We start from the raw sequence: 23,166 nt of genomic DNA, 5'->3' as shown, positions 1-23,166 counted from the left end.
AGCTGCAAGTGAAAGCTCTCCCGTTCCCGAAACCGGTCTCTGCTGTTCTCTTGCAGCTTGTCGCTAGAAGCTTGCAGCTGCTTTATTGCGATTTGCGGACCCGTAGGTACCATTCGGAAAGAAGCCGTACCTGTTTGTCGGTGTAGCCGCGTTCGACCATTCGTGTAACGAAGTCGTTGTGTTTCTGTTGATCCTCTTTGCTGGCCTTGGCGTTGAAGCTGATGACTGGCAGCAGGTCCTCGGTGTTCGAGAACATTTTCTTCTCGATGACCACCCGCAGTTTTTCGTAGCTGAGCCAGGTCGGGTTCTTGCCGTTGTTGTTGGCCCGGGCGCGCAGGACGAAGTTGACGATTTCGTTGCGGAAATCCTTCGGATTGCTGATGCCCGCCGGTTTCTCGATTTTCTCCAGTTCTTCGTTCAGTGCCACACGGTTGAGGATCTCGCCGGTTTCCGGATCGCGGTATTCCTGATCCTGAATCCAGAAGTCCGCATACAGCACGTAGCGGTCGAAGATGTTCTGCCCGTATTCGCTGTAAGACTCGAGGTACGCGGTCTGGATCTCCTTGCCGATGAATTCGATGTAACGCGGCGCCAGATACTCTTTGAGGTAGCGCAGATAGCGCTCGCGGGTTTCGGCCTGGAACTGCTCCTGTTCGATCTGCTGTTCCAGCACGTAGAGCAGGTGCACCGGGTTGGCGGCGATTTCATGCGGGTCGAAGTTGAACACCTTGGACAGGATCTTGAACGCAAACCGGGTCGACAGACCGTTCATGCCCTCGTCGACGCCTGCCGAGTCGCGGTATTCCTGAATCGACTTGGCCTTCGGATCGGTGTCCTTGAGGTTTTCGCCGTCGTAGACGCGCATCTTCGAATAGATGTTGGAGTTTTCCGGCTCCTTGAGGCGTGACAGCACAGTGAACTGCGCCAGCATCTTCAGGGTGTCGGGTGCGCAGTGGGCCTTGGCCAGGGAGCTGTTGAACAACAACTTGTCGTAGATCTTCACCTCGTCGCTGACGCGCAGGCAGTACGGCACTTTGACGATGTAGATCCGGTCGATGAAGGCTTCGTTGTTCTTGTTGTTGCGGAAGGTGTGCCACTCCGATTCGTTGGAGTGCGCGAGCAGGATCCCGGTGAAGGGAATCGCGCCCAGACCTTCGGTACTGTTGTAGTTACCTTCCTGGGTGGCGGTCAGCAATGGGTGCAGCACCTTGATCGGTGCCTTGAACATTTCGACGAATTCCATCAGGCCCTGGTTGGCCCGGCACAGCGCACCGGAGTAGCTGTAGGCGTCGGCGTCGTTCTGTGGGTATTCCTCGAGTTTGCGGATATCGACCTTGCCCACCAGTGCCGAGATGTCCTGGTTGTTCTCGTCGCCCGGTTCGGTCTTGGCCACGGCGATCTGGTTGAGGATCGACGGGTACAGCTTGACCACGCGGAACTGACTGATGTCACCACCGAATTCGGCCAGGCGCTTGGTCGCCCATGGCGACATGATGGTGTTCAGGTAGCGCCGTGGAATGCCGAAGTCTTCCTCGAGGATCGCGCCATCTTCGGTAGCGTTGAACAGACCCAGGGGCGATTCGAATACCGGCGAGCCCTTGATCGCGTAGAAGGGCACTTTTTCCATCAGTTGTTTCAGCTTCTCGGCCAGGGACGATTTACCGCCGCCGACGGGGCCGAGCAGATAGAGGATCTGTTTCTTCTCTTCCAGGCCTTGGGCGGCGTGGCGGAAATACGAAACAATCTGGTCGATGCATTCTTCCATCCCGTGGAAGTCTTCAAAGGCCGGATAGCGCCGGATCACCTTGTTGGAGAAGATGCGCGACAGCCTCGAGTTGGTCGAGGTGTCGAGCAGTTCCGGTTCGCCGATAGCCATTAACAGACGCTCGGCGGCGGAAACGTAGGCGCTGCGATCCTTTTTGCACAGTTCCAGGTACTCCTGCAGCGAGAGTTCTTCCTGGCGTGTGGACTCGAAGCGTTGTTGGAAGTGGCTAAAGATACTCATGACGTCACCTCGCTCGATACGTGGAGCCGACGCCGGATCAGTCAGTCGATGCTGGCAAGCAGCCGCGGTGGCCGCTTGTTTACCCCCCAGAACACTTTCGCGGTCGACAACCTTGAAAGTCACTCCCGATGACCCGTGCGCCGGTGTACCGGCTCTCCCCTGTTTTGGATGGCCTGGGCTTAAGGATAGTTGGGAATTCGCGAGGTAAAGGCGAGATACGTAATTATGTGTGGCAGACCGTTCGTCTGCCCCGCGCAGGCCCACGGCAGCCGGGGCCTGCACGTGACAAAAAAATTATTCGGCGGTGCCTTGCGCGGTTTCCGACGGATAAGTCGTACGCCACAGCTCGAAGCCGCCGTCCATGCTGTAGACGTCGGAGAAGCCTTGGCTGACCAGATAGGCCGCAGCGCCCTGACTGGAATTGCCGTGGTAGCAGACGACAACCGTCGGTGCGTCGAGATCGGCACCTTGGATGAAGGCGTGCAGCGAGTGGTTGTCCAAGTGCTTTGAACCGCTGATATGCAGGGCGGCATAAGTCGCAGGATCGCGGACATCGACCACCACGGCGCCTTGCTCGCGCAGGGCCTGGGCCTGTTCCGGGGGGATTCGTTTGAATTCGCTCATGGCGGGTTCCTGTTGCTCGGCTGAAAGCGCAGTCTAACGCGGCGCGCTGACTGGCGATGGTTCGGGGATAAGTGGTGCGACGGTTGGCGCAAGACCGCCGTGTGCATCGCATTTGCACGACACGCGCTCGCCGCTGTCGACGTTCATCAGGGTCAGGCTGCCACCCCAGACACAACCGGTATCCAGCGCCGAGATACCCGGTTCATGGACATCGCCTTCCAGCGCCGCCCAGTGGCCAAAGATGATGCGCAGGCCACGGGTTTTGCGCTCTTTATGCTGAAACCAGGGTTTGTAGCCTGGCGGGGCGGTGTCGAGGCCTTCCTTGCTCTTGAGATCAAGCTTGCCGTCGGCGGTGCAAAAGCGCATGCGGGTGAAATAGTTGGTGATGACGCGCAGGCGGGTCACGCCGGTGAGATCGCTGTCCCATTTCGCCGGTTCGTTGCCGTACATGCCATCGAGGTACAACGGAAGCAGGTTGTCGTCACGCAGTGCGGCTTCGGCTTCGGCGGCATACTTCAAGGCCTTGCGCAGGGACCATTGCGGGGGAATGCCGGCGTGGACCATGGCGACGTCGCGCTGCTCGTCGTAGTGCATGAGTTTCTGCTGGCGCAGCCACTCGAGCAGGTCGGTCGCGTCCGGCGCTTCGAGAATCTCGCGCAGGGTGTCGGACTTCTTCAAGCGCTCGATGTTGTTAGCGGCGGCGAGCAGGTGCAGATCGTGATTGCCGAGGACGCAGACCAGCGATTCACGCATGCCATAGAGGAAGCGCAGGGTCTCCAGCGATTGCGGGCCACGGTTGACCAGATCGCCGACCAGCCACAGCCGATCGTGTGCCGGGTCGAACGCTACTTGCTTGAGCAGGCATTTGAGCGGTTCGAGGCAGCCTTGCAGGTCGCCGACGGCGTACGTCGTCATCAGTGCAGGGCTCCGGGCACGGCAAGGCGGAAGGGCTTGATGACTGCGTCGAAATGTTTGCCGTCATTGGCGACCATTTCATAGGTGCCCTGCATGGTGCCGACTTTGGTGGTCATGACCGTGCCGCTGCTGTAGGTGTGACTTTGGCCTGCAGCGATCAGCGGTTGCTGGCCAACGACACCGGCGCCGCGGACTTCCTCGACATGGCCGTCGCCATCGGTAATCACCCAGTGCCGGGACATCAGGCGCGCGGGCTGCTCGCCATTGTTCTGCACGGTGATGGTGTAGGCGAAGGCGAAGCGGTCGTGCTCGGGTTGCGATTGGTCTGCCAGATAGCGGGTAACGACGCTGACATCGACCTGGTAACGGGAATCGGACATGCAAAAGGCCTTAACGAAGCGGAACGCGGGGCGTAGCTGATGGGGATTCAGTCTAGGCAAGTATCGGGCAGTAAACCAGAGTGGCGTCCTGCCCGATAGCGTTCATCGCCAGTCAGTCGGCGACGGGAGAGGCCGGAACCTGTTCGGCGAGCTGGTCGGCCAGGCGCACGAATGCGGCCAGGTCCAGTTGCTCGGGGCGCAGGCTGCCGTCAACACCGGCGGCCTCGATCTCGGCAGCGGTCATCAATTGCTTGAGGGTATTGCGCAGGGTCTTGCGACGCTGGTTGAACGCTTCGCGGACGACGCGCTCCAGCAGGCGATGATCCTTGGCCGGGTGTGGCAGTACAGTATGCGGCACCAGACGGACAATGGCCGAGTCGACCTTCGGCGGCGGGTTGAATGCACCCGGGCCAACGTTGAACAGGTGTTCCACGCGGCAGTGGTACTGAACCATGATCGACAGGCGACCCCAGTCACCGCCACCCGGGCCGGCCGCCAGACGCTCGACCACTTCTTTCTGCAGCATGAAGTGCATGTCGCGAATGATGCCGGCGTTGTTCAGCAAGTGAAAGATCAGCGGCGTGGAGATGTTGTACGGCAGGTTGCCGACCACTCGCAGGCTGTTCGGCGCGGCATTCAACGTATTGAAGTCGAACTTCAGCGCATCGCCCTGATGCAGGTTGAAGTTGCTCTTGCCGGCGAACTGCTGGTTGAGGATCGGAATCAGGTCCTTGTCCAGTTCCACCACATCGAGTTGCGCGCCGGAGCTGAGCAGGCCGGCTGTCAGTGCGCCCTGGCCCGGGCCGATTTCCAGCATGCGGTCGTCAGGTTTGGCGCTGATGGAGCGCAGGATGCGGTCGATAACGCCGGCATCGTGCAGGAAGTTCTGGCCAAAGCGTTTGCGCGCCTTGTGTTGGTATTGCTCGGTCATAAACGGGTCTCGGCCATCTGGTAGGCGGTTTCCAGGGCGACCTGCAGGCTGCCGGTGTCGATCTTGCCGCTGCCGGCCAGATCCAGGGCGGTGCCGTGGTCGACCGATGTACGGATGATCGGCAAGCCAAGGGTCACGTTGACGGCGGCGCCGAAGCCTTTGTACTTCAGCACGGGCAGGCCCTGGTCGTGGTACATCGCCAGCACTGCGTCGCAGTGCTCCAGATATTTGGGGGTAAACAGAGTGTCGGCAGGCAGCGGGCCACGAAGGTCCATGCCCTCGCCGCGCAGGCGCTCCAGAGTGGGTTCGATGATGTCGATTTCTTCATGGCCCAGGTGTCCGCCTTCGCCGGCGTGCGGGTTGAGCCCGCAGACCAGGATGCGTGGCCGGGCGATGCCGAATTTTTCTTGCAGGTCGCTGTGCAGGATCCGCGTGACTCGCTCCAGCCGCTGCGGCGTGATCGCATCGGCGATATCGCGCAGGGGCAGGTGCGTGGTGACCAGTGCCACACGCAAACCGCGGGTGGCGAGCATCATCACGACCTGCGCGGTGTGGGTCAGGTCGGCGAGGAATTCCGTGTGCCCGGAGAACGCGATGCCCGACTCGTTGATCACACCCTTGTGCACCGGGGCGGTGATCATCCCGGCAAAGTCGCCGTTCAGGCAGCCGTTGCCGGCGCGGGTCAGGGTTTCGAGAACGAAAGCGGCGTTGGCCTTGTCCATTTGCCCGGCAACCACGGGGGCGCTGAGCGGAGTATCCCAGACGTAAAGGCTGTTGGCGGGTGCAGGAACATCCGGCCACTGGTCAGGCGCAACATCCAGCAAATTGACGACCAGCCCCAGTTGCGCGGCCCGCTCGGAGAGCAGGTCGCGGCTGGTAATGGCAATCAGGGGGTGTGGCTGGGCTTGCGAGGCGAGCAGCAGGCACAGGTCGGGACCGATGCCGGCTGGTTCGCCGGGTGTCAGCGCAAAACGCTTGGGTTTCACTGCGCTGCCTGGTCTGCACCAGGGAGTTTGATCTCTACGTACGCTTCGTCACGGATCTGACGCAGCCAGGTTTGCAGCTCTTCGTCGTACTTCTTGTTACGCAGAACCGTCATCGCCTGTTGCTCGCGAGCCTGCTCGGTGCTGTCGGTGGCGCGACGGCCAAGGACTTCCAGCACGTGCCAGCCGTACTGGGTCTGGAACGGCTTAGACAGCTGACCTTGCGGGGTCTTGGCCATCACTTCGCGGAATTCCGGTACCAGTGCGTTCGGGTCGATCCAGTTCAGGTCGCCGCCGTTGAGCGCGGAACCCGGGTCTTCGGAGTAGTTCTTCGCCAGTTCAGCGAAATCTTCACCGGCCAGGATGCGCTCGTACAGCGATTGCACCAGGGCTTTGGTCTTGGCTTCGTCGCGGATCGGGCTTGGCTTGACCAGGATATGGCGCACATGCACTTCATCACGCATCTGCGCTTCGCCACCGCGTTTTGCCAGCAGCTTGAGGATGATGAAACCACCCGGAGTGCGTGCAGGTTGAGTGATGTCGCCAACGGCCATGCTGCTCAACTCGCGGTCGAACGGCGGTGGCAGTTGCGCGGCTTTACGCCAGCCCATGTCGCCGCCTTCCAGCGCGTTGTCGCTGCCCGACTTGGCAACGGCCATCTGACCGAAGTCAGCGCCTTGCTTGAGCTGCTGGTAAACCTCCATCGCCTGACGTGCAGCGCTCTGAATGGCTTCAGAGTTGGCGCTTTCCGGGGTCGGAATCAGGATGTTGGCCAGGTGCAGTTCTTCGGACAGTTGCATCTTGCCGAGGTCGGAAGCGAGGAAGTTCTTCACTTCCTGCTCGGAGACCTGAATGCGCTCTGCCACACGGCGTTGACGCACGCGGCTGATGATCATCTCGCGCTTGATCTGGTCACGGGCGTCGTCGTAGTTCAGACCGTCGTGAGCCAGGGCTGCGCGGAATTGCTCCACAGTCATGTTGTTGCGCTGGGCAATGGTGCCGACAGCCTGATTCAGCTCTTCATCGGTAATGCGGATGCCGGAACGCTCGCCGATCTGCAGTTGCAGGTTTTCGACGATCAGACGCTCCAGCACCTGCTGGTCCAGCACGCCCGGAGGCGGCAGACCGCCGCCACGCTTGGCGATGGTCTGTTGAACTTCATGGACGCGTTGATCCAGTTGGCTCTGCATGACCACATCGTTATCGACGATGGCGACCACTTTATCAATGGATTGCACGGCGGCGCTGGCCGCCGTGCCCAGGAACAGCGCGCCCAGCATCAGCGGGCGCAGACAATCAGAAAGCTTGGTCTTCACGTTCACGATAACCTTGAATGCCTTTGTCGAGGAAGCTCTCTACCTTGGCGCCAGTCAGGCCGCCGAGTCCCTTCAGAACAATTTGGAGGAAGACGCCATGGTCGCCTTTTTCGTTTTGCGGAGCTTCCTGACTGAATTCGTCGTAGGAAACCCAGTAACGGTTGATCAGGCGCAGTTTCCAGCAGCAGTTGTCGTACTCGAAACCACCAAAGGCTTCCAGCGTACGGTTACGGTTGTAGTCGTACTGCCAGCGGCTGATCGCGTTCCACTGTGGAACGATCGGCCAGATGACCGAGAAGTCATGCTGCTTGATCTTGTAGTAGTCCTTGATGTAACCAGCCTGGCCCGGGGTGCCGTAGTCGCCGCCGCCCACAGTCCATTTACCGGTGTTCTGATCGTAGCGAACCTGGTCGTTGCGATAGCGATAACCGGCGTTGATAACCTTGTTCGGGTTGTCTTCAGGCTGGTAATGGAACATCGCGCTGCCCGAGCGAGGGCTGCGGCTGTCCGGATCCCAGTTGTAGTCGGCCGTGGTGCGCCAGTCGCGGTTCCAGCGGTATTCGTACTCCAGTGCGTATGGCGAAACATTGGACTGTGCATCCGAACGGGTTTTCGGATCGATACCCGGCAATTGAACTTCGCGGTCCTTGAAGTAATAAGCCTGACCCACGCTGACGCGTTGACGCTCGAACCCGTTATCTTCGATCCAGCGGCTGGTCACGCCCAACGACAGTTTGTTCTCGTCACCGACACGGTCGGAGCCGGTGAAGCGGTTGTCACGGAACAACGACGAGTAGTTGAACGTGGTCTCGCTTGTATCAAACACAGGAATGTCTTCCTGGTCGACCTCTGGGACATAGAGGTAGAACAGGCGCGGCTCCAGCGTCTGGCGGTAGTTCTTGCCGAAATAGGATGTATCGCGGTCGAAGTACAGACCACTGTCGATGCTTGCAATCGGAACGCTGCGGTTCTGATTGCTGCCGAACTCACCACTGATGTACTTCGTGCCAGCCTGCGCTGCCGTGTTTTGCATGGTAACGATATCGCGTTTACCTTGGGCATCCAGGTCCAATTGGTACTGGGTGTACTGGTACTTGAGCGTCGGTTTCAGGAAGCCGTAAGTCCAGTTCATCGGCAGGCTGACGGAAGGTGCCAGATTCAAGCGGTCGCCAGTTGCGCGCGCGAGACCTTGAACGTTGGTATCAAGCCGTCGAGTGCCGACGATGCCGGTCAAAGGGTTGAACGGCGGTCCGCCATCCTCGTCCAGGTAAGTGCCGTCTTTCAGGTCGCGATCAAACCGCACGACTTCCGTGTTGTATGAGAAGTCCAAACCGCCGGGGTGGTAAGGCAGCGATCCCATGAACGTGATTTGCGGCAGGCGATTGTAAGGTGTGATGGCCGCTACGGTCGCCAGTTGATAGGCCTGCGCATTGATCGATGCGGTGTAGCTATCGCCACGATAAGTGACCGAGCCCTGCTGGTTTACGTAGTCCGAGCTTTTAACACCGATCTGATCAGTTTGCAGATCCTGGAAGTAATAAGGATCACTGATCTTGGTGTAATCAACGGAGGTCAGCACACGGGAGTCGAGACCGCCCTTGTGTTGCCAGTTGTACATGTAGCGCGTTTTTTCGGAGTCGGTCTGCTTGTCGCGCTCGTTGCTCTCGTCGTTGAGGTACGCCGCACCGAACTGACCTTCGCTGGACTTGGTGAGGTAGCGGAATTCGCCTTCCATCAACAGACCATGTTTGGCCATGTAACGCGGGTACAACGTGGCATCGTAGTTCGGCGCCAGGTTGAAGTAGTACGGGGTCACCAGCATGAAGCCGGTATCGCTGCCGGTGCCGATGGTCGGCGGCAGGAAGCCCGACTGACGACGATCGTCGATCGGGAAGTAGATGTACGGTGTGTACAGAATCGGAATGTCTTTTACGCGCAGCGTCACGTTGGTCGCGGTACCGAAGCCGGTGGCCGGGTTCAGGGTGATGTTGTTGCCCTTGAGCTGCCACGCGTTGCTGTTCGGTTCGCACGTGGTGTACGTGCCGTCCTTCAAACGGATGATCGCGTTTTCGGCACGCTTGGCGTACAGCGCGTTACCGCGGATGCGCGATTTGTGCATCACGTATTCGGCGTTGTCGACCTTGGCTTCACCGGTGTCGAGCTGCACATCGGCATGGTCGCCGACGATCAGCGCGCCGTTGTCACGGATACGCACGTCGCCATTGAGTTCGGCGCGGCTTTCGGCCTGATACAGGCTGGCCTCGTCGGACTCGACCTGCATGCTGCCCTGACGCAGGACGACATCGCCGGCCAGCGTACCGACTTGATCATCGGTGTTATAGCGCGAGGCTTTCGCGCCGATAAAGGTCGGGGCGTCACTTTTATTCGTCTTGTCATTCATGCCAGGACGAATCGGTTCGATATAGGCACCAGAGCAGTAAGGTCCGGTCTCGGCCAATTGGGCGGCGGTGAGCTTCTCGCGCGGAACCCAGTCGAGGTGACTGAAGTCTTCGCTACGGGATTTCAGGCCACGGCCCTTGGCTTCGGTGACGAGGACCGGTTTGGCGCCAGAGTCGGCAACCGAACCGTTCTCGGCCGGGGCTTCGCCGGTGGCGCTGACGGCACTGCCGTCATGCACCGGACGCGGTGGCAATGCAGCCGCCGGCGTCTTGGGCGAACAGTCCCAGCCACCCGTAGCCGAGACGGAGCAGTCATACTGCTCGGCGGCAACAACGAATTGACTGGCCAGAGGTTGCATAGCCAGCAGACTGCCGGTTACCAACAACGGAAATTTTTTACGAAACGCGGGGGATTTCAATGCCATCTTATTAGTCCGGGCTTCCTGCGTGCCATCTGCCCGCGGTGTGGGCCGCACGCCTCTCGATGGTCTGAAAAAGATGCTGGATAATAAAGCATGACCCGCTTGACGGCTAGCGCCGTCGGAGACCCTTGCAATGCCTGACCAAGATGTACGCTTGCAACACCTGAAAGTTTGGCTCGATGAACAGCTGGAAAACCTGTTTGCAGATCAAGGCTGGGGCGCCGTGCCCCCGGCCACGTTGACTGCGGCCAGCAGTGACGCGAGTTTTCGCCGCTATTTCCGTTGGGAAGGTGCGGGTCGCAGCTTCGTCGTGATGGACGCGCCGCCGCCCCAGGAAAACTGCAAACCGTTCGTGGACATCGCCTTTTTGCTGGCGAAATCCGGCATTAACGTGCCGAAAATTTATGCCGAAGACCTCGAACGCGGATTTCTTTTGCTCAATGACCTGGGCAACAAGACCTATCTCGATGTGATCGACAGCGAAAATGCCGACGCGTTGTTCAGCGATGCCCTGCAATCTCTGTTGGCTTTTCAGCAATTGCCGATGGTGGCACCGCTGCCGAGCTATGACGTCGCGCTGCTGCGCCGTGAGCTGGAACTGTTCCCGGAGTGGTACGTGAAGCGTGAACTGGGCATCGAGTTCGATGCGACTCAACAGCAGCAGTGGCAGCGCATCAGTGATCTGCTGATTGACAGCGCTCTGGCGCAACCGAAGGTGTTGGTGCACCGCGACTACATGCCGCGCAACCTGATGATCAGCGAACCAAATCCGGGGGTGCTGGACTTTCAGGATGCGGTCTATGGTCCGGTGACCTATGACGTGACCTGCCTGTTCAAGGACGCCTTCCTCAGCTGGCCTGAAGAGCGCGTACGCGGCTGGCTGGAAAGCTACTGGCAGCAAGCCGCTGCACTGAACATCCCGGTGCAGCCGGATTTTCAAGATTTTCTGCGCGCCAGCGACCTGATGGGCGTGCAGCGTCACCTGAAAGTCATCGGCATCTTCGCCCGCATCTGCCACCGCGATGGCAAGCCGCGCTATCTGGCCGACGTGCCGCGCTTCTTCTCTTATATAGAAGCGGTGATTGCCCGGCGTCCTGAACTGGCGGAGCTGCAAGCGCTGTTTACCCGCCTGCGAGGTGGAGCAACGGCATGAAGGCAATGATTCTGGCGGCAGGCAAAGGCGAGCGCATGCGCCCGCTGACCCTGACCACACCGAAACCGCTGGTGCGTGCCGGTGGCGTGCCGTTGATCGAGTATCACCTGCGAGCCTTGGCGGCCGCCGGTTTCAACGAAATCGTGATCAATCACGCCTGGCTCGGTCAGCAGATCGAGGATTACCTGGGGGACGGCACTCAATTTGGCCTGAGCATTCAGTACTCGCCGGAAGGCGAGCCGCTGGAAACCGGTGGCGGGATTTTCCGTGCGTTGCCGTTGCTTGGCGACGATGCGTTCCTGGTGGTCAATGGCGACATCTGGACCGATTACGACTTCAGCGTCCTGCATCAGCCGATCACCGGTCTGGCGCATCTGGTCCTGGCGGACAATCCGGCGCATCACCCGACCGGGGATTTCTCGCTGGTCGATGGGCGTGTGAATGATGGTCAGGCGGATGCCGCGACGCTGACCTATAGCGGTATCGCTGTCCTCCATCCGCAGCTGTTCGACGGCTGCGCCGACGGTGCCTTCAAACTGGCACCGCTGTTGCGCAAAGCCATGGCGGCAGGCGAGGTGACCGGAGAGCGGCTGAAAGGTCATTGGGTGGATGTCGGGACGCACGAGCGTCTGGCTGAGGCCGAAACCTTGATAGAAGCGAGTCGCTGATATGTTGTGGCCAGGGACTCTGATTGGAGCCGGAGCGGGTTTTGCGATCGCCAGCATTCCGGGGGCCATGCTTGGGGCGTTGCTGGGACAGGCGCTGGATCGGCGTCTGCATTTGCAGAGCTGGGGGCACTTGCGGGAAAAGCTCGGCGGCCGGCCGATGCTGCGCAACGACGAATTGTTGTTCGTGTTGCTCGGGCGTCTGGCCAAGAGCGACGGGCGCGTGACCGACGGCCATATCCAGCAGGCGCGCAACGAAATGCGCGCCCTGGAAATGAGCGAGCCGGCCACGCGTCGGGCTATTGCGGCGTTCAACCGTGGCAAGTCCGGCAGCGATAACCTGCGCGGTTATCTGCGGCGCCTGGGCGGCCAGCCCCATGCGGCCGAAGGTGTATTGCGCGCCTGTTGGCGGATGGTCTGGGCCGATGGCCGTGCCGGCGTCAGCGAGCGTGAACTGTTGGCGCAATGGGGCAAGTGGCTGGGCTGGACGACGCATCAGGTGCAGGCGCTGGCCAGTGATTACGAACCGGGCAAGCGGCCAATCGTCAGCGCGGCGGTAAGCTACCAGGAGGCGATGCGTTTGCTGGGCGTGTCGGCGACCAGCGAACCGGCGCAGATCAAACGGGCGTACCGGCGTCTGCTCAGTCGTCATCATCCGGACAAAGTGGCGGGTAGCGGAGCGACGCCGGCGCAGGTGCACGAGGCGACCGAAAGGACGCGCGAGTTGCACAATGCCTATACGTTGATTCGTCAGCGGCGCGACTTTCGCTAGGCGTTAGCGGTTTGCTGTTTGTGAGGGCCTCTTCGCGAGCAGGCTCGCTCCCGGACTGGATCGTGTTTCTGCAGTTGGAATGCGATCGAGTGTGGGAGCGAGCCTGCTCGCGATTGGGGGCTATTGGGTTTTGCGGTCAATCCACGTTCTGCGGATTCAACCAGCCACGCACCCGCCGGAACAACTGCTCCTGCTCCGCCTTGTTATCCGGCAGCGCCTTGAGCGCCACCTGGCTGAAAGCCGAGGTCTTCAAACGCTTGCTCGCCTGCATGCGCTGCAGCGCCGCGTGACGATCCAGTGGCTTGTCCATGTAGAAAATGTCCGCCGTCGGCAGTTTCAAGGCAGGCGTCAGTTCCACCAGTTGTGGCTTGGCCTTGGTCGGTGCCTGCGCGTCGATCATGATGAATTTCTCCACCTGCGCCGTTTGTTTTTCGCTCAGGTAACGGGCGGCCCAATAGGCGCCGGTACCGTGACCGAGTACGACGATACTGCGGACACTTTGCTGTTCGGCGTAGGCAATCGCCGCGTCGATACGCGCGAAGATTCGTTCGGCGTCCGCCTTGGAGTGTTCTTCAGTCGTTTCGGCGACCACCTGATCGGCGACGTCCGCTTCGCCGCCGGCAGCCTGTTCGATGGGTTGCGCGGTGGTCGAGTCCTTGCTGCCGGACTCCGCGGCTTTCGGCGCCACCGGTGTTTCGACGACGCGCGGTGCAATGGCATCGCTTTGCAGGTCGGGCAGCGTGATACTCAGGCTGCTCCACTGCGCGTCCGGCAATTTCTGCCGCAACGGGCCGATTGCTTGCGGCCAGTCAGCTGTTTCGCCAGCGCCGGGGATGATAATCACCGCACCTTTGGGATCGGCGGTGTTGGCCGGTTTCCACAGGGCCAGAAAGGTGTCGCTGCCGGCCTGTAATTGTTGCTGTTCCTGCGCCGGCACTTGACGTTCCAGTGCGGCGGCCTCTTCCTGACTACGCTCAAGCAGTGGCTGGCGTTCGACCGGTTTTTCTTCGGCCGGTTTCTCGGCCGCTGGAGCAGGGTCGGCGGCGTTGACGGAAAACGCACAAGGCAGGATCAGCGACAGGCACAATGCTGGCATTGCCAGGCGGTAAACAGAGGGCATCGGTTATTCCAGGCCAGAAAGTATCCCGGCAGCCTAATGGGTTGGTCAGAATTTGTCAGTGTACGAGACTTCAATGAAGCGATTTTGCTGCCTGTGGGTTATCGGCTGTTTGTGGTTTCCCTTGATGGGCTGGGCGGCGCCTGCGTCCCCGGCGCACGTTGCGCAATTGTCCGCGAGTCAGCAGCAGTGGCTGGCACAACATAATGAATTGCGGGTCGGGTTGGTACTGCAGGCGCCGTACGCGCAATACGACCGGCGTTTGCAGAAGCTCTCCGGGGCCAACGTCGAGTTGATGAAGTGGCTGGCCCAGGCCCTCAATGTCGAATTGAGCTGGCGCAATTTTCCCGATCTGGGACGACTGGAGAGCGCCTTGCGCGAAGGCGAAATCGACGTCGCCCCGGGCCTGAGCCAGACCCCGAGTGCGCTGCGCCTGTGGCAGTTTTCCGACCCGTATATGCGCGTGCCGCAACTGGTGGTCAGTGATCAGAAGGCCAGCGGTGTGGTGGATCTGGAGAAACTCGACAGCCAGACCCGTGTCGCGGTGCGCATGCCCAGTACCACCGCGGATTATTTGCGCGGCACCTATCCCCATCTGAATCTGCAAGGCGTGCCGCTGGAACGTCAGGCGTTGCAGCTACTGTTGAGTCAGCAGGCGTCCTACGCGGTGGTCGATGAGGCGCAGCTCGGGCGGCTGTCGGCCGAGCCAGAGTTCGCCGAGCTGGTGGTGGTCGGTGACATTGGCCTGCCGCAATTGCTGCGGGTCGGTACGCGTCGTGACTGGCCGGAGCTGGCCGGTATCGTCCAGAGTGCCTTGCGCGCGATCCCGGCCAAGGATCTGGAGCGCCTGCACAGCCAATGGTTGCAACCCAAGTACCCGCGACTGTCGGAGTCACCGGGGTTCTGGCAGAACCTCAGTCTGTTGTTCGCGGTCATGTTGCTTAGCTGCGTGGCGATCGTGTTCTGGCAACGGCGCCAGCAGCACAGCCTCGAGCAGCGCTTGCTCGCCGCACGGGAAGACATCGCCCTGCGCGCGGCCAGCGAAGAAGCGCTGCGGCTCACGCAGTTTTCCATTGATCAAAGCACGGTCGGCATTCTCTGGGTCAACTGGGACAGCCATGTGCGCTACGCCAACCGGGCGGCGGAAGTCATGCTTGGTTATCCCGTCGGCGGTCTGATCGAGCGACCGCTGATCGACTTCGAGCCGGGTCTGCACATGGACCGATGGCTCAACCTGTGGAAGCGCGCGCGGGCCAGTGAAGAAGGGCCGCTGAGCTTTGAAACCAGCTGCGTGCGTGCCGATGGCGGCATCCTGCCGGCGGACGTGTCACTGAGTTTTCTGCGATTTCGCGACAGCGAATACCTGGTGGTTTATCTCACCGACGTCACCGAGCGCCGCCGCGCACTCGCCGCGTTGCAGGAAAGCGAGGCGCGCCTGCAAGGCATTGCCGCCAACGTCCCGGGTCTGGTGTTCCGCCTGGAGCGGGCACCGGTGACCGGGCAGATCGACTTTGCCTACATCAGCGAGGGCAGTGAAAGCCTGGTCGGTTACGCGCCGGCCACCATTGCCCATCGCGACATGGGCTTGCGCAGCCTGGTGCACCCGGACGATAAAGCCAGTTACCACCGGACCCAGGATCAGGCGCTGGACACCGACAGCGACTGGTCGTGGCAGGGCCGCATCCTCACGCGTCAGGGCCAGCAGCGCTGGGCCGAGATCAAGGCAATCACCCGGCAACTGGAGGACGGCGCTTATGTCTGGGACGGCATCGTCTGGGACATCACCGAAAGCAAGCGCATCGAACTGGAACTGGCCGCCTCCCGCGAGCAATTGCGCGAACTGTCGGCGCACCTTGAGAGCGTGCGTGAAGAAGAGAAGGCGCGCATTGCCCGGGAGGTGCACGATGAGCTGGGGCAAATGCTCACGGTGCTGAAACTGGAAACGTCGATGTGCGAATTGGCCTACGCGCAGCTCGATCCTGGTCTGAACGAACGGCTGAACAGCATGAAGCGCCTGATCGCCCAGTTGTTCCAGTTGGTGCGGGATGTGGCGACGGCGCTGCGCCCACCGATTCTCGATGCCGGGATTGCCTCGGCGATTGAATGGCAGGCGCGGCGCTTCGAGGCGCGCACGCAGATTCCGTGTCTGGTGCAGGTGCCGGACAATCTGCCGGCGCTCAGCGATGCCAAGGCGATCGGGCTGTTCCGGATTCTGCAGGAGGCACTGACCAATGTGATGCGGCATGCCCAGGCGCATACTGTGGAACTGACGCTGGCGCTGGAAGGCGATGAATTGCGTCTGACCGTCAGCGATGATGGCGTAGGATTCGTCGCCGCTACCGGTCGGCCGACTTCGTTCGGGCTGGTGGGCATGCGCGAGCGGGTGCTGATCATGGGCGGGCGGCTAGTGCTGGAGAGTGAGCCGGGGGAGGGCACCAGCCTGACTGTGTGGGTGCCGGTGAGTGAGGTTTGAAGGTGTGTGGTGTTTGCGCTGACGCTATCGCGAGCAGGCTCGCGCCCACAGGGTTTGGTGTGTGCCTGAAATCTGGAGAAAAAACTTGATCCGTGTACTGGTAGCCGAAGACCACACCATCGTCCGCGAAGGCATCAAGCAATTGATCGGCCTGGCCAAGGATCTGCAAGTGGTGGGGGAGGCGAGTAATGGCGAGCAGTTGCTGGAAACCCTGCGCAGTGTGCCGTGCGAGGTGGTGTTGCTGGATATCTCCATGCCCGGGGTCAATGGCCTGGAAGCGATTCCGCGGATTCGCGCGCTGAACAACCCGCCCGCCATTCTGGTGCTGTCGATGCACGATGAAGCGCAGATGGCCGCCCGTGCCCTCAAGATCGGTGCGGCCGGGTATGCAACCAAGGACAGTGATCCGGCCCTGTTGCTGACCGCCATCCGCAAAGTGGCGGCGGGCGGCCGTTACATTGATCCGGAACTGGCCGATCGCATGGTTTTTGAAGTCGGCCTGACCGATACGCGGCCATTGCACTCGCTATTGTCCGAGCGCGAATTCTCGGTGTTCGAACGCCTGGCCCAGGGTGCCAATGTCAATGACATCGCCCAGCAACTGGCCCTGAGCAGCAAAACCATCAGCACCCACAAGGCGCGGCTGATGCAGAAGCTCAACATCACCTCACTGGCCGAGCTGGTCAAATACGCGATGGAGCACAAGCTCCTTTAGCAACACTGCACAAATCTGTGGGAGCTGGCTTGCCAGCGATGACGGAGTGCCAATCACATCAATGCCGGCTGACCCACCGCTATCGCTGGCAAGCCAGCTCCCACAGGTTTCTCTGTATGGCCTGAGAATGTGGGCATATCTGTTAGCGACACGCGCTTTTGCTTGTTCTTGCAGCTTGCAGCTCAACCCTCGCCACTGCCTTATCCATTAGCGCCATCCTTGTAGGGCAATCCCTACCCCCAACCTTCCATCCGGCTGAGGCGATTCTCTCCTGCGCCCCGATTTGCGCGCCTGTCAGCAGCCACTAGGCTTAACCCACAAGCAGTCATCAACAACAAAGGTGTGGGTATGAGCCAGGTCGATTCAAACGCAGGGGCCAGTGATGTGCTGGTCAGCTTTCGTGGAGTGCAGAAGAGCTACGACGGCGAGAACCTGATCGTCAAAGACCTCAACCTGGACATTCGCAAAGGCGAGTTCCTGACCCTGCTCGGGCCGTCCGGTTCGGGCAAGACCACCAGCCTGATGATGCTCGCCGGCTTTGAAACACCGACCGCCGGAGAAATCCTGCTGGCCGGGCGCGCAATCAATAACGTGCCGCCGCACAAGCGCGACATCGGCATGGTGTTTCAGAACTACGCGCTGTTCCCGCACATGACCGTAGCGGAAAACCTCGCCTTCCCGCTGACCGTGCGCGGCCTGAACAAGAGCGACGTCAGCGACAAGGTCAAGAAAGTCCTCAGCATGGTCCAGCTCGACGCTTTCGCCTCGCGCTACCCGGCGCAACTGTCCGGTGGTCAGCAGCAGCGGGTAGCACTGGCGCGGGCGCTGGTGTTCGAACCGCAACTGGTGTTGATGGACGAACCGCTGGGTGCACTCGACAAACAGCTGCGCGAACACATGCAGATGGAGATCAAGCACCTGCACCAGCGCCTCGGCGTGACCGTGGTCTACGTAACCCACGACCAGGGTGAAGCGCTGACCATGTCCGATCGCGTGGCGGTCTTCCACCAGGGCGAAATCCAGCAGATCGCTCCGCCGCGCACCCTCTACGAAGAACCGAAAAATACCTTCGTCGCCAACTTCATCGGCGAGAACAACCGCCTCAACGGTCGCCTGCTCAGCCAGAGCGGCGAGCGCTGCGTGGTCGAGCTGGGCCGTGGCGAGAAGGTCGAGGCACTGGCGGTCAACGTCGGCCAGACCGGCGAACCGGTGACCCTGTCGATCCGTCCGGAGCGCGTCAGCCTCAACGGCTCGAGCGATCAATGTGTCAACCGCTTCTCAGGGAGGGTGGCGGAATTCATCTATCTGGGCGACCACGTCCGGGTGCGTCTGGAAGTCTGTGGCAAGACCGACTTCTTCGTGAAACAACCGATTGCCGAGCTCGATCCAGCGCTCGCGGTCGGGGACGTGGTTCCGCTTGGCTGGCAGATCGAGCACGTGCGCGCGCTTGATCCTCTTCTAGAGGCGAACTGATCGCCCCGGCAATACCAACACCAACCCTGCACGTGGAGAGAACAATAAATGTTGAGATCCCTGAAGTTCACCGCCCTGACCCTGGGCCTGATGGGTGCGGCCAGCGCGATGGCGGCTGGCCCGGATTTGACCGTGGTGTCGTTTGGCGGGGCGAACAAGGCCGCGCAAGTCAAAGCCTTCTACGCACCGTGGGAAGCGGCGGGCCATGGCAAGATCGTCGCCGGCGAGTACAACGGCGAAATGGCCAAGGTCAAAGCCATGGTCGATACCAAGAGTGTGTCGTGGGATCTGGTCGAAGTTGAATCGCCGGAACTGTCCCGTGGCTGTGACGAAGACATGTTCGAGCAACTCGACCCTGCGCTGTTCGGCAAATCCGAAGACTACGTCAAAGGCGCCATCCAGCCGTGCGGCGTGGGCTTCTTCGTCTGGTCGACCGTCCTTGCGTACAACGCCGACAAGCTGAAAACCGCACCGACCAGCTGGGCCGATTTCTGGGACACCAAGAAATTCCCGGGCAAGCGTGGCCTGCGCAAAGGCGCCAAGTACACCCTCGAGTTCGCACTGATGGCCGACGGCGTAGCGCCGAAAGACGTCTACAAAGTGCTGGCCGGCAAGGATGGTCAGGACCGTGCGTTCAAGAAGCTCGATGAACTGAAGCCGAGCATCCAGTGGTGGGAAGCCGGCGCGCAACCGCCGCAGTACCTCGCTTCCGGTGACGTGGTCATGAGCTCGGCCTACAACGGTCGTATCGCTGCGGTGCAGAAGGAATCCAACCTGAAAGTGGTGTGGAACGGCGGCATCTACGACTTCGACGCCTGGGCCATCCCGAAAGGTCTGGACGCCAAACGTGCGGAAGCGGCGAAGAAGTTCATCGCCTTCTCGGTCCAGCCGCAACAGCAGAAGACCTACTCGGAAAACATCGCCTATGGCCCGGCCAACACCCAAGCCGTGCCGCTGCTGGCCAAGGATGTCCTGAAAGACATGCCGACCACCCCGGAAAACATCGCCAACCAGGTGCAGATCGACGTCAGCTTCTGGGCTGACAACGGCGAGCAACTGGAGCAGCGCTTCAATTCCTGGGCTGCGAAATAACCGAGGGCTCGCTCTCCTGTGGGAGCGAGCTTGCTCGCGAAAGCGCCAGTACATTCAACATTGATGTCGACTGATGCGCCGCCTTCGCGAGCAAGCTCGCTCCCACATTTGGATCTGTGTGCATCAATCGATCGAGGTGGTTCGCCACCTCTGTAACGATCAAAGATTTGCGGAGTACGTCATGGCCATCGCCGTTCCCCTGAACGAGGGCACCAGCCCCACCTTGAAGCAGAAGCTCAAGCGCGCCGAGCGAGTCAACCGCTGGAAGGCCCAGGCGTTGATTGCGCCGCTGGTGCTGTTTCTGTTGCTGGTGTTCCTGGTGCCGATCGTGGCGCTGCTCTACAAAAGCGTCGGCAACCCGGAAGTGGTCGGCGGCATGCCGCGCACCGTGGCGGCCATCGCCAGCTGGGACGGCCGCGGCCTGCCCGCTGAACCGGTGTACAAAGCCGCTGGCGAAGACCTCGCCGAAGCCCGGAAAAACCAGACGCTGGGCGATTTGTCCAAGCGCTTGAACATGGAATTGGCCGGCTATCGCAGCCTGCTGACCAAAACCGCCCGTGCGCTGCCCTTTGCCAGCGAACCGGCCTCTTATAAAGAAGCACTTGAAGGCCTCGACGAGCGCTGGGGCGATCCGGCCTACTGGCAAGCGGTCAAGCGCAACACCAGCAGCATCACCCCGTATTACCTGCTGGCGGCGGTCGATCACCGCATCGACGACCTCGGCGAACTGGCCCCGGCCACCCCGGATCAGGCGATCTACCTCGACATCTTCGCCCGCACGTTCTGGATGGGCCTGGTGATCACTGTGATCTGCTTGCTGCTCGCCTATCCACTGGCTTACCTGCTGGCCAACCTGCCATCGCGCCAGAGCAACCTGCTGATGATTCTGGTGTTGCTGCCCTTCTGGACCTCGATTCTGGTGCGGGTCGCGGCATGGATCGTGTTGCTGCAATCGGGCGGGCTGATCAACAGCGCGCTGATGGCAATGGGCATCATTGATAAGCCGCTGGAGCTGGTGTTCAACCGCACCGGGGTCTACATCTCGATGGTGCACATCCTGCTGCCGTTCATGATCCTGCCGATCTACAGCGTGATGAAAGGCATCTCACCGACTTACATGCGCGCCGCGATTTCGCTGGGCTGCCATCCGTTCGCCAGTTTCTGGCGGGTGTACTTCCCGCAGACCTACGCTGGCGTCGGTGCCGGTTGCCTGTTGGTGTTCATCCTCGCCATCGGCTACTACATCACCCCGGCACTGCTCGGCAGCCCGAACGATCAAATGGTCAGCTACTTCGTCGCGTTCTACACCAACACCAGCATCAACTGGGGCATGGCCACGGCGCTGGGCGGCTTGCTGCTGCTGGCAACCGTGGTGCTTTATCTGATCTACAGCTGGCTGGTGGGCGCCAGTCGCCTGCGCCTGAGCTAAGGGGAATTTGAAATGCTGAGTCCTTACATGTCGCCCATCGAACGGGTGTGGTTCTACAGCTTGCGGATTCTCTGCGGCCTGATCCTGCTGTTCCTGATTCTGCCGGTGCTGGTGATCGTGCCGCTGTCGTTCAACTCGGGGAGTTTTCTGGTCTATCCGCTGCAGGGCTTCTCGCTGCAGTGGTACCACGACTTCTTCGCCTCGGCGGAATGGATGCGCGCACTGAAGAACAGCATCATCGTCGCCCCGGCAGCGACGGTGCTGGCGATGATCTTTGGCACGCTGGCGGCAATCGGTCTCACCCGCGGTGACTTCCCCGGCAAAGCGCTGGTGATGGCGCTGGTGATTTCGCCGATGGTGGTGCCAGTGGTGATCATTGGTGTGGCGAGTTATCTGTTTTTCGCGCCGCTGGGCTTGGGTAACAGTTTCTTCTCGCTGATCGTGGTGCACGCGGTGCTCGGTGTGCCATTCGTGATCATCACCGTGTCGGCGACGTTGCAGGGTTTCAACCATAACCTTGTACGGGCGGCGGCCAGCCTCGGCGCTTCGCCACTGACCACGTTCCGCCGGGTGACCTTGCCGCTGATTGCGCCGGGGGTCATTTCCGGGGCGCTGTTCGCCTTCGCGACGTCGTTCGATGAGGTGGTGGTGACGCTGTTCCTCGCCGGCCCGGAGCAAGCGACCCTGCCACGGCAAATGTTCAGCGGGATCCGCGAGAACCTCAGTCCGACTATCGCTGCCGCCGCTACGTTGCTGATTGCCTTCTCGGTGATTCTGCTGCTGACCCTGGAATGGCTGCGTGGGCGCAGCGAGAAACTGCGTACTGCTCAGGTTTAAGGGCCGAATCAAAAGCTTACCCCCTCACCCCCAGCCCTCTCCCCCAAGGGGGCGAGGGGGAAAGGGAGCAGATCTTCATGGTCTTCAAAACCTGTGTTCGACCGTTATCGCACGTCGATGTACTCCGAGAGAACGGCATGTTCAGTCCCCTCTCCCTCTGGGAGAGGGCTAGGGTGAGGGTTCTTGCTCTGGCCCTCGATGGCTCATTCACCACCTGAATACCAGACAACCCCAAACCCTCGACTACGCTTGTGCTCAGCTCCCACACCTATAAGAGGCTGCGCACGATGAGTCTGTCCCAGTTCAAAATCGCTCACAAACTGATCACCGGCGCCGCAGCCATCGAGCAACTGGCGGCGGAACTCACGCGCCTGGATATCGACAACCCGCTGATCGTCACCGACGCCGCACTGGTCAAATCCGGCACCGTGGAGCTGGCGCTGTGCCAATTGGGTGGGCGCGAATACGAGATTTTCGACCGAGTGCTACCGGACCCGGAAATTGCCATCGTCGAAGACTGCATGCGCGTTTACCGCGAGGGCGGACATGACGGCTTGATCGGCCTCGGTGGCGGCAGTGCCATCGACATCGCCAAAAGCGTCGCGGCGTATGCCGGTTACCACGGCGCGCTGGAAGATCTGTTCGGCGTCGAGCAGGTGCCGCGCAAAGGCCCGCCGCTGATCGCCATCCCGACCACCGCCGGCACCGGTTCGGAAGTGACCAACGTGGCGATTCTTTCCGACAAGGTCGCGCAGTTGAAGAAAGGCATCGTCAGCGACTACCTGTTGCCAGACGTCGCGCTGGTCAGCCCGCAAATGACCCTGACCTGTCCGCGCAGTGTCACTGCTGCCAGTGGAGTCGATGCGCTGGTGCATGCCATCGAATCCTATCTGTCGGTCAACGCCTCGCCGATTACCGACTCGCTGGCCATCGGCGCAATCAAACTGATCGCCCGGGCGCTGCCCAAGGCTTACGCCAATGGCGCCAATCTGCAGGCCCGCGAAGACATGGCCACCGCCAGCCTGATGGCCGGCATGGCGTTCGGCAATGCCGGGGTCGGCGCGGTGCATGCGTTGGCGTATCCACTGGGCGGTCGCTTCAACATCGCCCATGGCGTGAGTAACGCCTTGCTGCTGCCGTACGTCATGACCTGGAACAAGATGGCCTGCGTCGAACGCATGCAGGATATCGCCGAAGCCATGGGGGTGAAGACGGCTCATCTGAGCGCCACGGAGGCGGCGGATAAAGCCGTGCAGGCCATGACCGATTTGTGTGCGGCGGTAGAGATTCCGCCGGGCCTGCGCAGTTTCGGTGTGCCTGAAGACGCGATCCCGGCGATGGCAGTGGAAGCCGCAGGGATCGAGCGTTTGATGCGCAACAACCCGCGCAGGCTCAGCGCTGCGGACATCGAAAAGATCTACCGCGCGGCGTACTGAGTCGCCGTCGGTCTCGCTCATGGCATAAC

19 protein-coding genes are annotated in these 23,166 nt (G+C 60.9%); 10 read left to right on the top strand and 9 right to left on the bottom strand.

Translation table 11 applies throughout. From position 1 onward, the window contains the following. Nucleotides 1–82 precede the first annotated feature (82 nt). The 8 genes from ACXX9E_RS02770 to ACXX9E_RS02735 form a co-directional block, all read right to left on the bottom strand. Nucleotides 83–2,005 (bottom strand): PrkA family serine protein kinase, encoded by a 1,923-nt coding sequence (locus ACXX9E_RS02770; protein ID WP_003228848.1) that lies wholly within the window; start codon nt 2,003–2,005, stop codon nt 83–85. Nucleotides 2,006–2,299: 294 nt separating this feature from the next. Further along, nucleotides 2,300–2,629, bottom strand: coding sequence for a thiosulfate sulfurtransferase GlpE (gene glpE / locus ACXX9E_RS02765; RefSeq protein ID WP_123469272.1), 330 nt, complete (start codon nt 2,627–2,629; stop codon nt 2,300–2,302). 33 nt (nt 2,630–2,662) lie between these two features. Then, nucleotides 2,663–3,544 carry a symmetrical bis(5'-nucleosyl)-tetraphosphatase gene (locus ACXX9E_RS02760; protein WP_123469270.1) on the bottom strand — a complete coding sequence of 294 codons (882 nt, stop codon included), beginning with the start codon at nt 3,542–3,544 and terminating at the stop codon, nt 2,663–2,665. Then, the gene (gene apaG / locus ACXX9E_RS02755) at nt 3,544–3,924 is read right to left on the bottom strand and encodes a Co2+/Mg2+ efflux facilitator ApaG/CorD (protein ID WP_123469268.1); all 381 of its coding nucleotides are present in this window, start codon (nt 3,922–3,924) and stop codon (nt 3,544–3,546) included. The genes ACXX9E_RS02760 and apaG overlap by 1 nt, the downstream gene beginning before the upstream one ends. 112 nt (nt 3,925–4,036) lie before the next feature. Then, nucleotides 4,037–4,855 carry a 16S rRNA (adenine(1518)-N(6)/adenine(1519)-N(6))-dimethyltransferase RsmA gene (rsmA, locus tag ACXX9E_RS02750; protein ID WP_123469266.1) on the bottom strand — a complete coding sequence of 273 codons (819 nt, stop codon included), beginning with the start codon at nt 4,853–4,855 and terminating at the stop codon, nt 4,037–4,039. Next, nucleotides 4,852–5,841 (bottom strand): 4-hydroxythreonine-4-phosphate dehydrogenase PdxA, encoded by a 990-nt coding sequence (gene pdxA / locus ACXX9E_RS02745; RefSeq protein ID WP_458555000.1) that lies wholly within the window; start codon nt 5,839–5,841, stop codon nt 4,852–4,854. Before pdxA ends, rsmA begins: the two co-directional genes overlap by 4 nt. Continuing rightward, on the bottom strand, nt 5,838–7,160 hold the full coding sequence (gene surA, locus ACXX9E_RS02740) for a peptidylprolyl isomerase SurA (protein WP_458554999.1): 1,323 nt from the start codon (nt 7,158–7,160) through the stop codon (nt 5,838–5,840). Before surA ends, pdxA begins: the two co-directional genes overlap by 4 nt. Beyond that, entirely contained in the window at nt 7,135–9,978 is a 2,844-nt protein-coding gene (locus ACXX9E_RS02735) for an LPS-assembly protein LptD (RefSeq protein WP_458554998.1), read from the bottom strand. Before ACXX9E_RS02735 ends, surA begins: the two co-directional genes overlap by 26 nt. A 130-nt stretch (nt 9,979–10,108) precedes the next feature. Here ACXX9E_RS02735 and ACXX9E_RS02730 point away from each other — a divergent pair, with 130 nt between their 5' ends. Genes ACXX9E_RS02730 through ACXX9E_RS02720 form a run of 3 tightly spaced genes read left to right on the top strand, consistent with a single transcriptional unit; the run spans nt 10,109 to nt 12,565 of the window. Continuing rightward, nucleotides 10,109–11,128 (top strand): aminoglycoside phosphotransferase family protein, encoded by a 1,020-nt coding sequence (locus ACXX9E_RS02730; protein WP_267804212.1) that lies wholly within the window; start codon nt 10,109–10,111, stop codon nt 11,126–11,128. After that, on the top strand, nt 11,125–11,796 hold the full coding sequence (gene murU, locus ACXX9E_RS02725; protein ID WP_458554997.1) for an N-acetylmuramate alpha-1-phosphate uridylyltransferase MurU: 672 nt from the start codon (nt 11,125–11,127) through the stop codon (nt 11,794–11,796). Before ACXX9E_RS02730 ends, murU begins: the two co-directional genes overlap by 4 nt. Before the next feature lies 1 nt (nt 11,797). Then, nucleotides 11,798–12,565 carry a TerB family tellurite resistance protein gene (locus ACXX9E_RS02720; protein ID WP_123469256.1) on the top strand — a complete coding sequence of 256 codons (768 nt, stop codon included), beginning with the start codon at nt 11,798–11,800 and terminating at the stop codon, nt 12,563–12,565. A 136-nt stretch (nt 12,566–12,701) separates the two neighbouring features. Here the strand turns inward: ACXX9E_RS02720 and ACXX9E_RS02715 are convergent, their stop codons facing one another. Next, on the bottom strand, nt 12,702–13,685 hold the full coding sequence (locus tag ACXX9E_RS02715; protein WP_123469254.1) for an alpha/beta hydrolase family protein: 984 nt from the start codon (nt 13,683–13,685) through the stop codon (nt 12,702–12,704). A gap of 73 nt (nt 13,686–13,758) precedes the next feature. On the opposite strand from ACXX9E_RS02715, the gene ACXX9E_RS02710 reads away from it, so the two are divergent. The 7 genes from ACXX9E_RS02710 to ACXX9E_RS02680 all read left to right on the top strand — a co-directional run bounded on the left by ACXX9E_RS02710 (nt 13,759) and on the right by ACXX9E_RS02680 (nt 23,137). Next, on the top strand, nt 13,759–16,155 hold the full coding sequence (locus tag ACXX9E_RS02710) for a PAS domain-containing sensor histidine kinase (RefSeq protein ID WP_123469252.1): 2,397 nt from the start codon (nt 13,759–13,761) through the stop codon (nt 16,153–16,155). An 85-nt stretch (nt 16,156–16,240) separates the two neighbouring features. Beyond that, complete coding sequence (locus ACXX9E_RS02705) at nt 16,241–16,870, top strand: response regulator (RefSeq protein ID WP_123469250.1); 630 nt, start codon at nt 16,241–16,243, stop codon at nt 16,868–16,870. Nucleotides 16,871–17,218: 348 nt separating this feature from the next. Further along, the gene (locus ACXX9E_RS02700) at nt 17,219–18,343 is read left to right on the top strand and encodes an ABC transporter ATP-binding protein (protein WP_123469248.1); all 1,125 of its coding nucleotides are present in this window, start codon (nt 17,219–17,221) and stop codon (nt 18,341–18,343) included. A gap of 48 nt (nt 18,344–18,391) precedes the next feature. Beyond that, a complete protein-coding gene (locus tag ACXX9E_RS02695; protein ID WP_128616097.1) occupies nt 18,392–19,435 on the top strand; it encodes an ABC transporter substrate-binding protein in 1,044 nt (347 codons plus the stop codon). A 181-nt stretch (nt 19,436–19,616) separates the two neighbouring features. Beyond that, nucleotides 19,617–20,864 (top strand): ABC transporter permease, encoded by a 1,248-nt coding sequence (locus ACXX9E_RS02690; RefSeq protein WP_123469244.1) that lies wholly within the window; start codon nt 19,617–19,619, stop codon nt 20,862–20,864. Between the two features lie 12 nt (nt 20,865–20,876). Then, entirely contained in the window at nt 20,877–21,701 is an 825-nt protein-coding gene (locus ACXX9E_RS02685; RefSeq protein WP_123469242.1) for an ABC transporter permease, read from the top strand. A 287-nt stretch (nt 21,702–21,988) separates the two neighbouring features. Continuing rightward, entirely contained in the window at nt 21,989–23,137 is a 1,149-nt protein-coding gene (locus tag ACXX9E_RS02680) for an iron-containing alcohol dehydrogenase (RefSeq protein WP_123469240.1), read from the top strand. Nucleotides 23,138–23,166: the final 29 nt, after the last annotated feature.

The sequence above is a fragment of the Pseudomonas sp. GNP014 genome (assembly GCF_054344005.1).
Note: the sequence above shows the minus strand (reverse complement) of the source record. Positions and strands in the feature narration are given on the sequence as shown.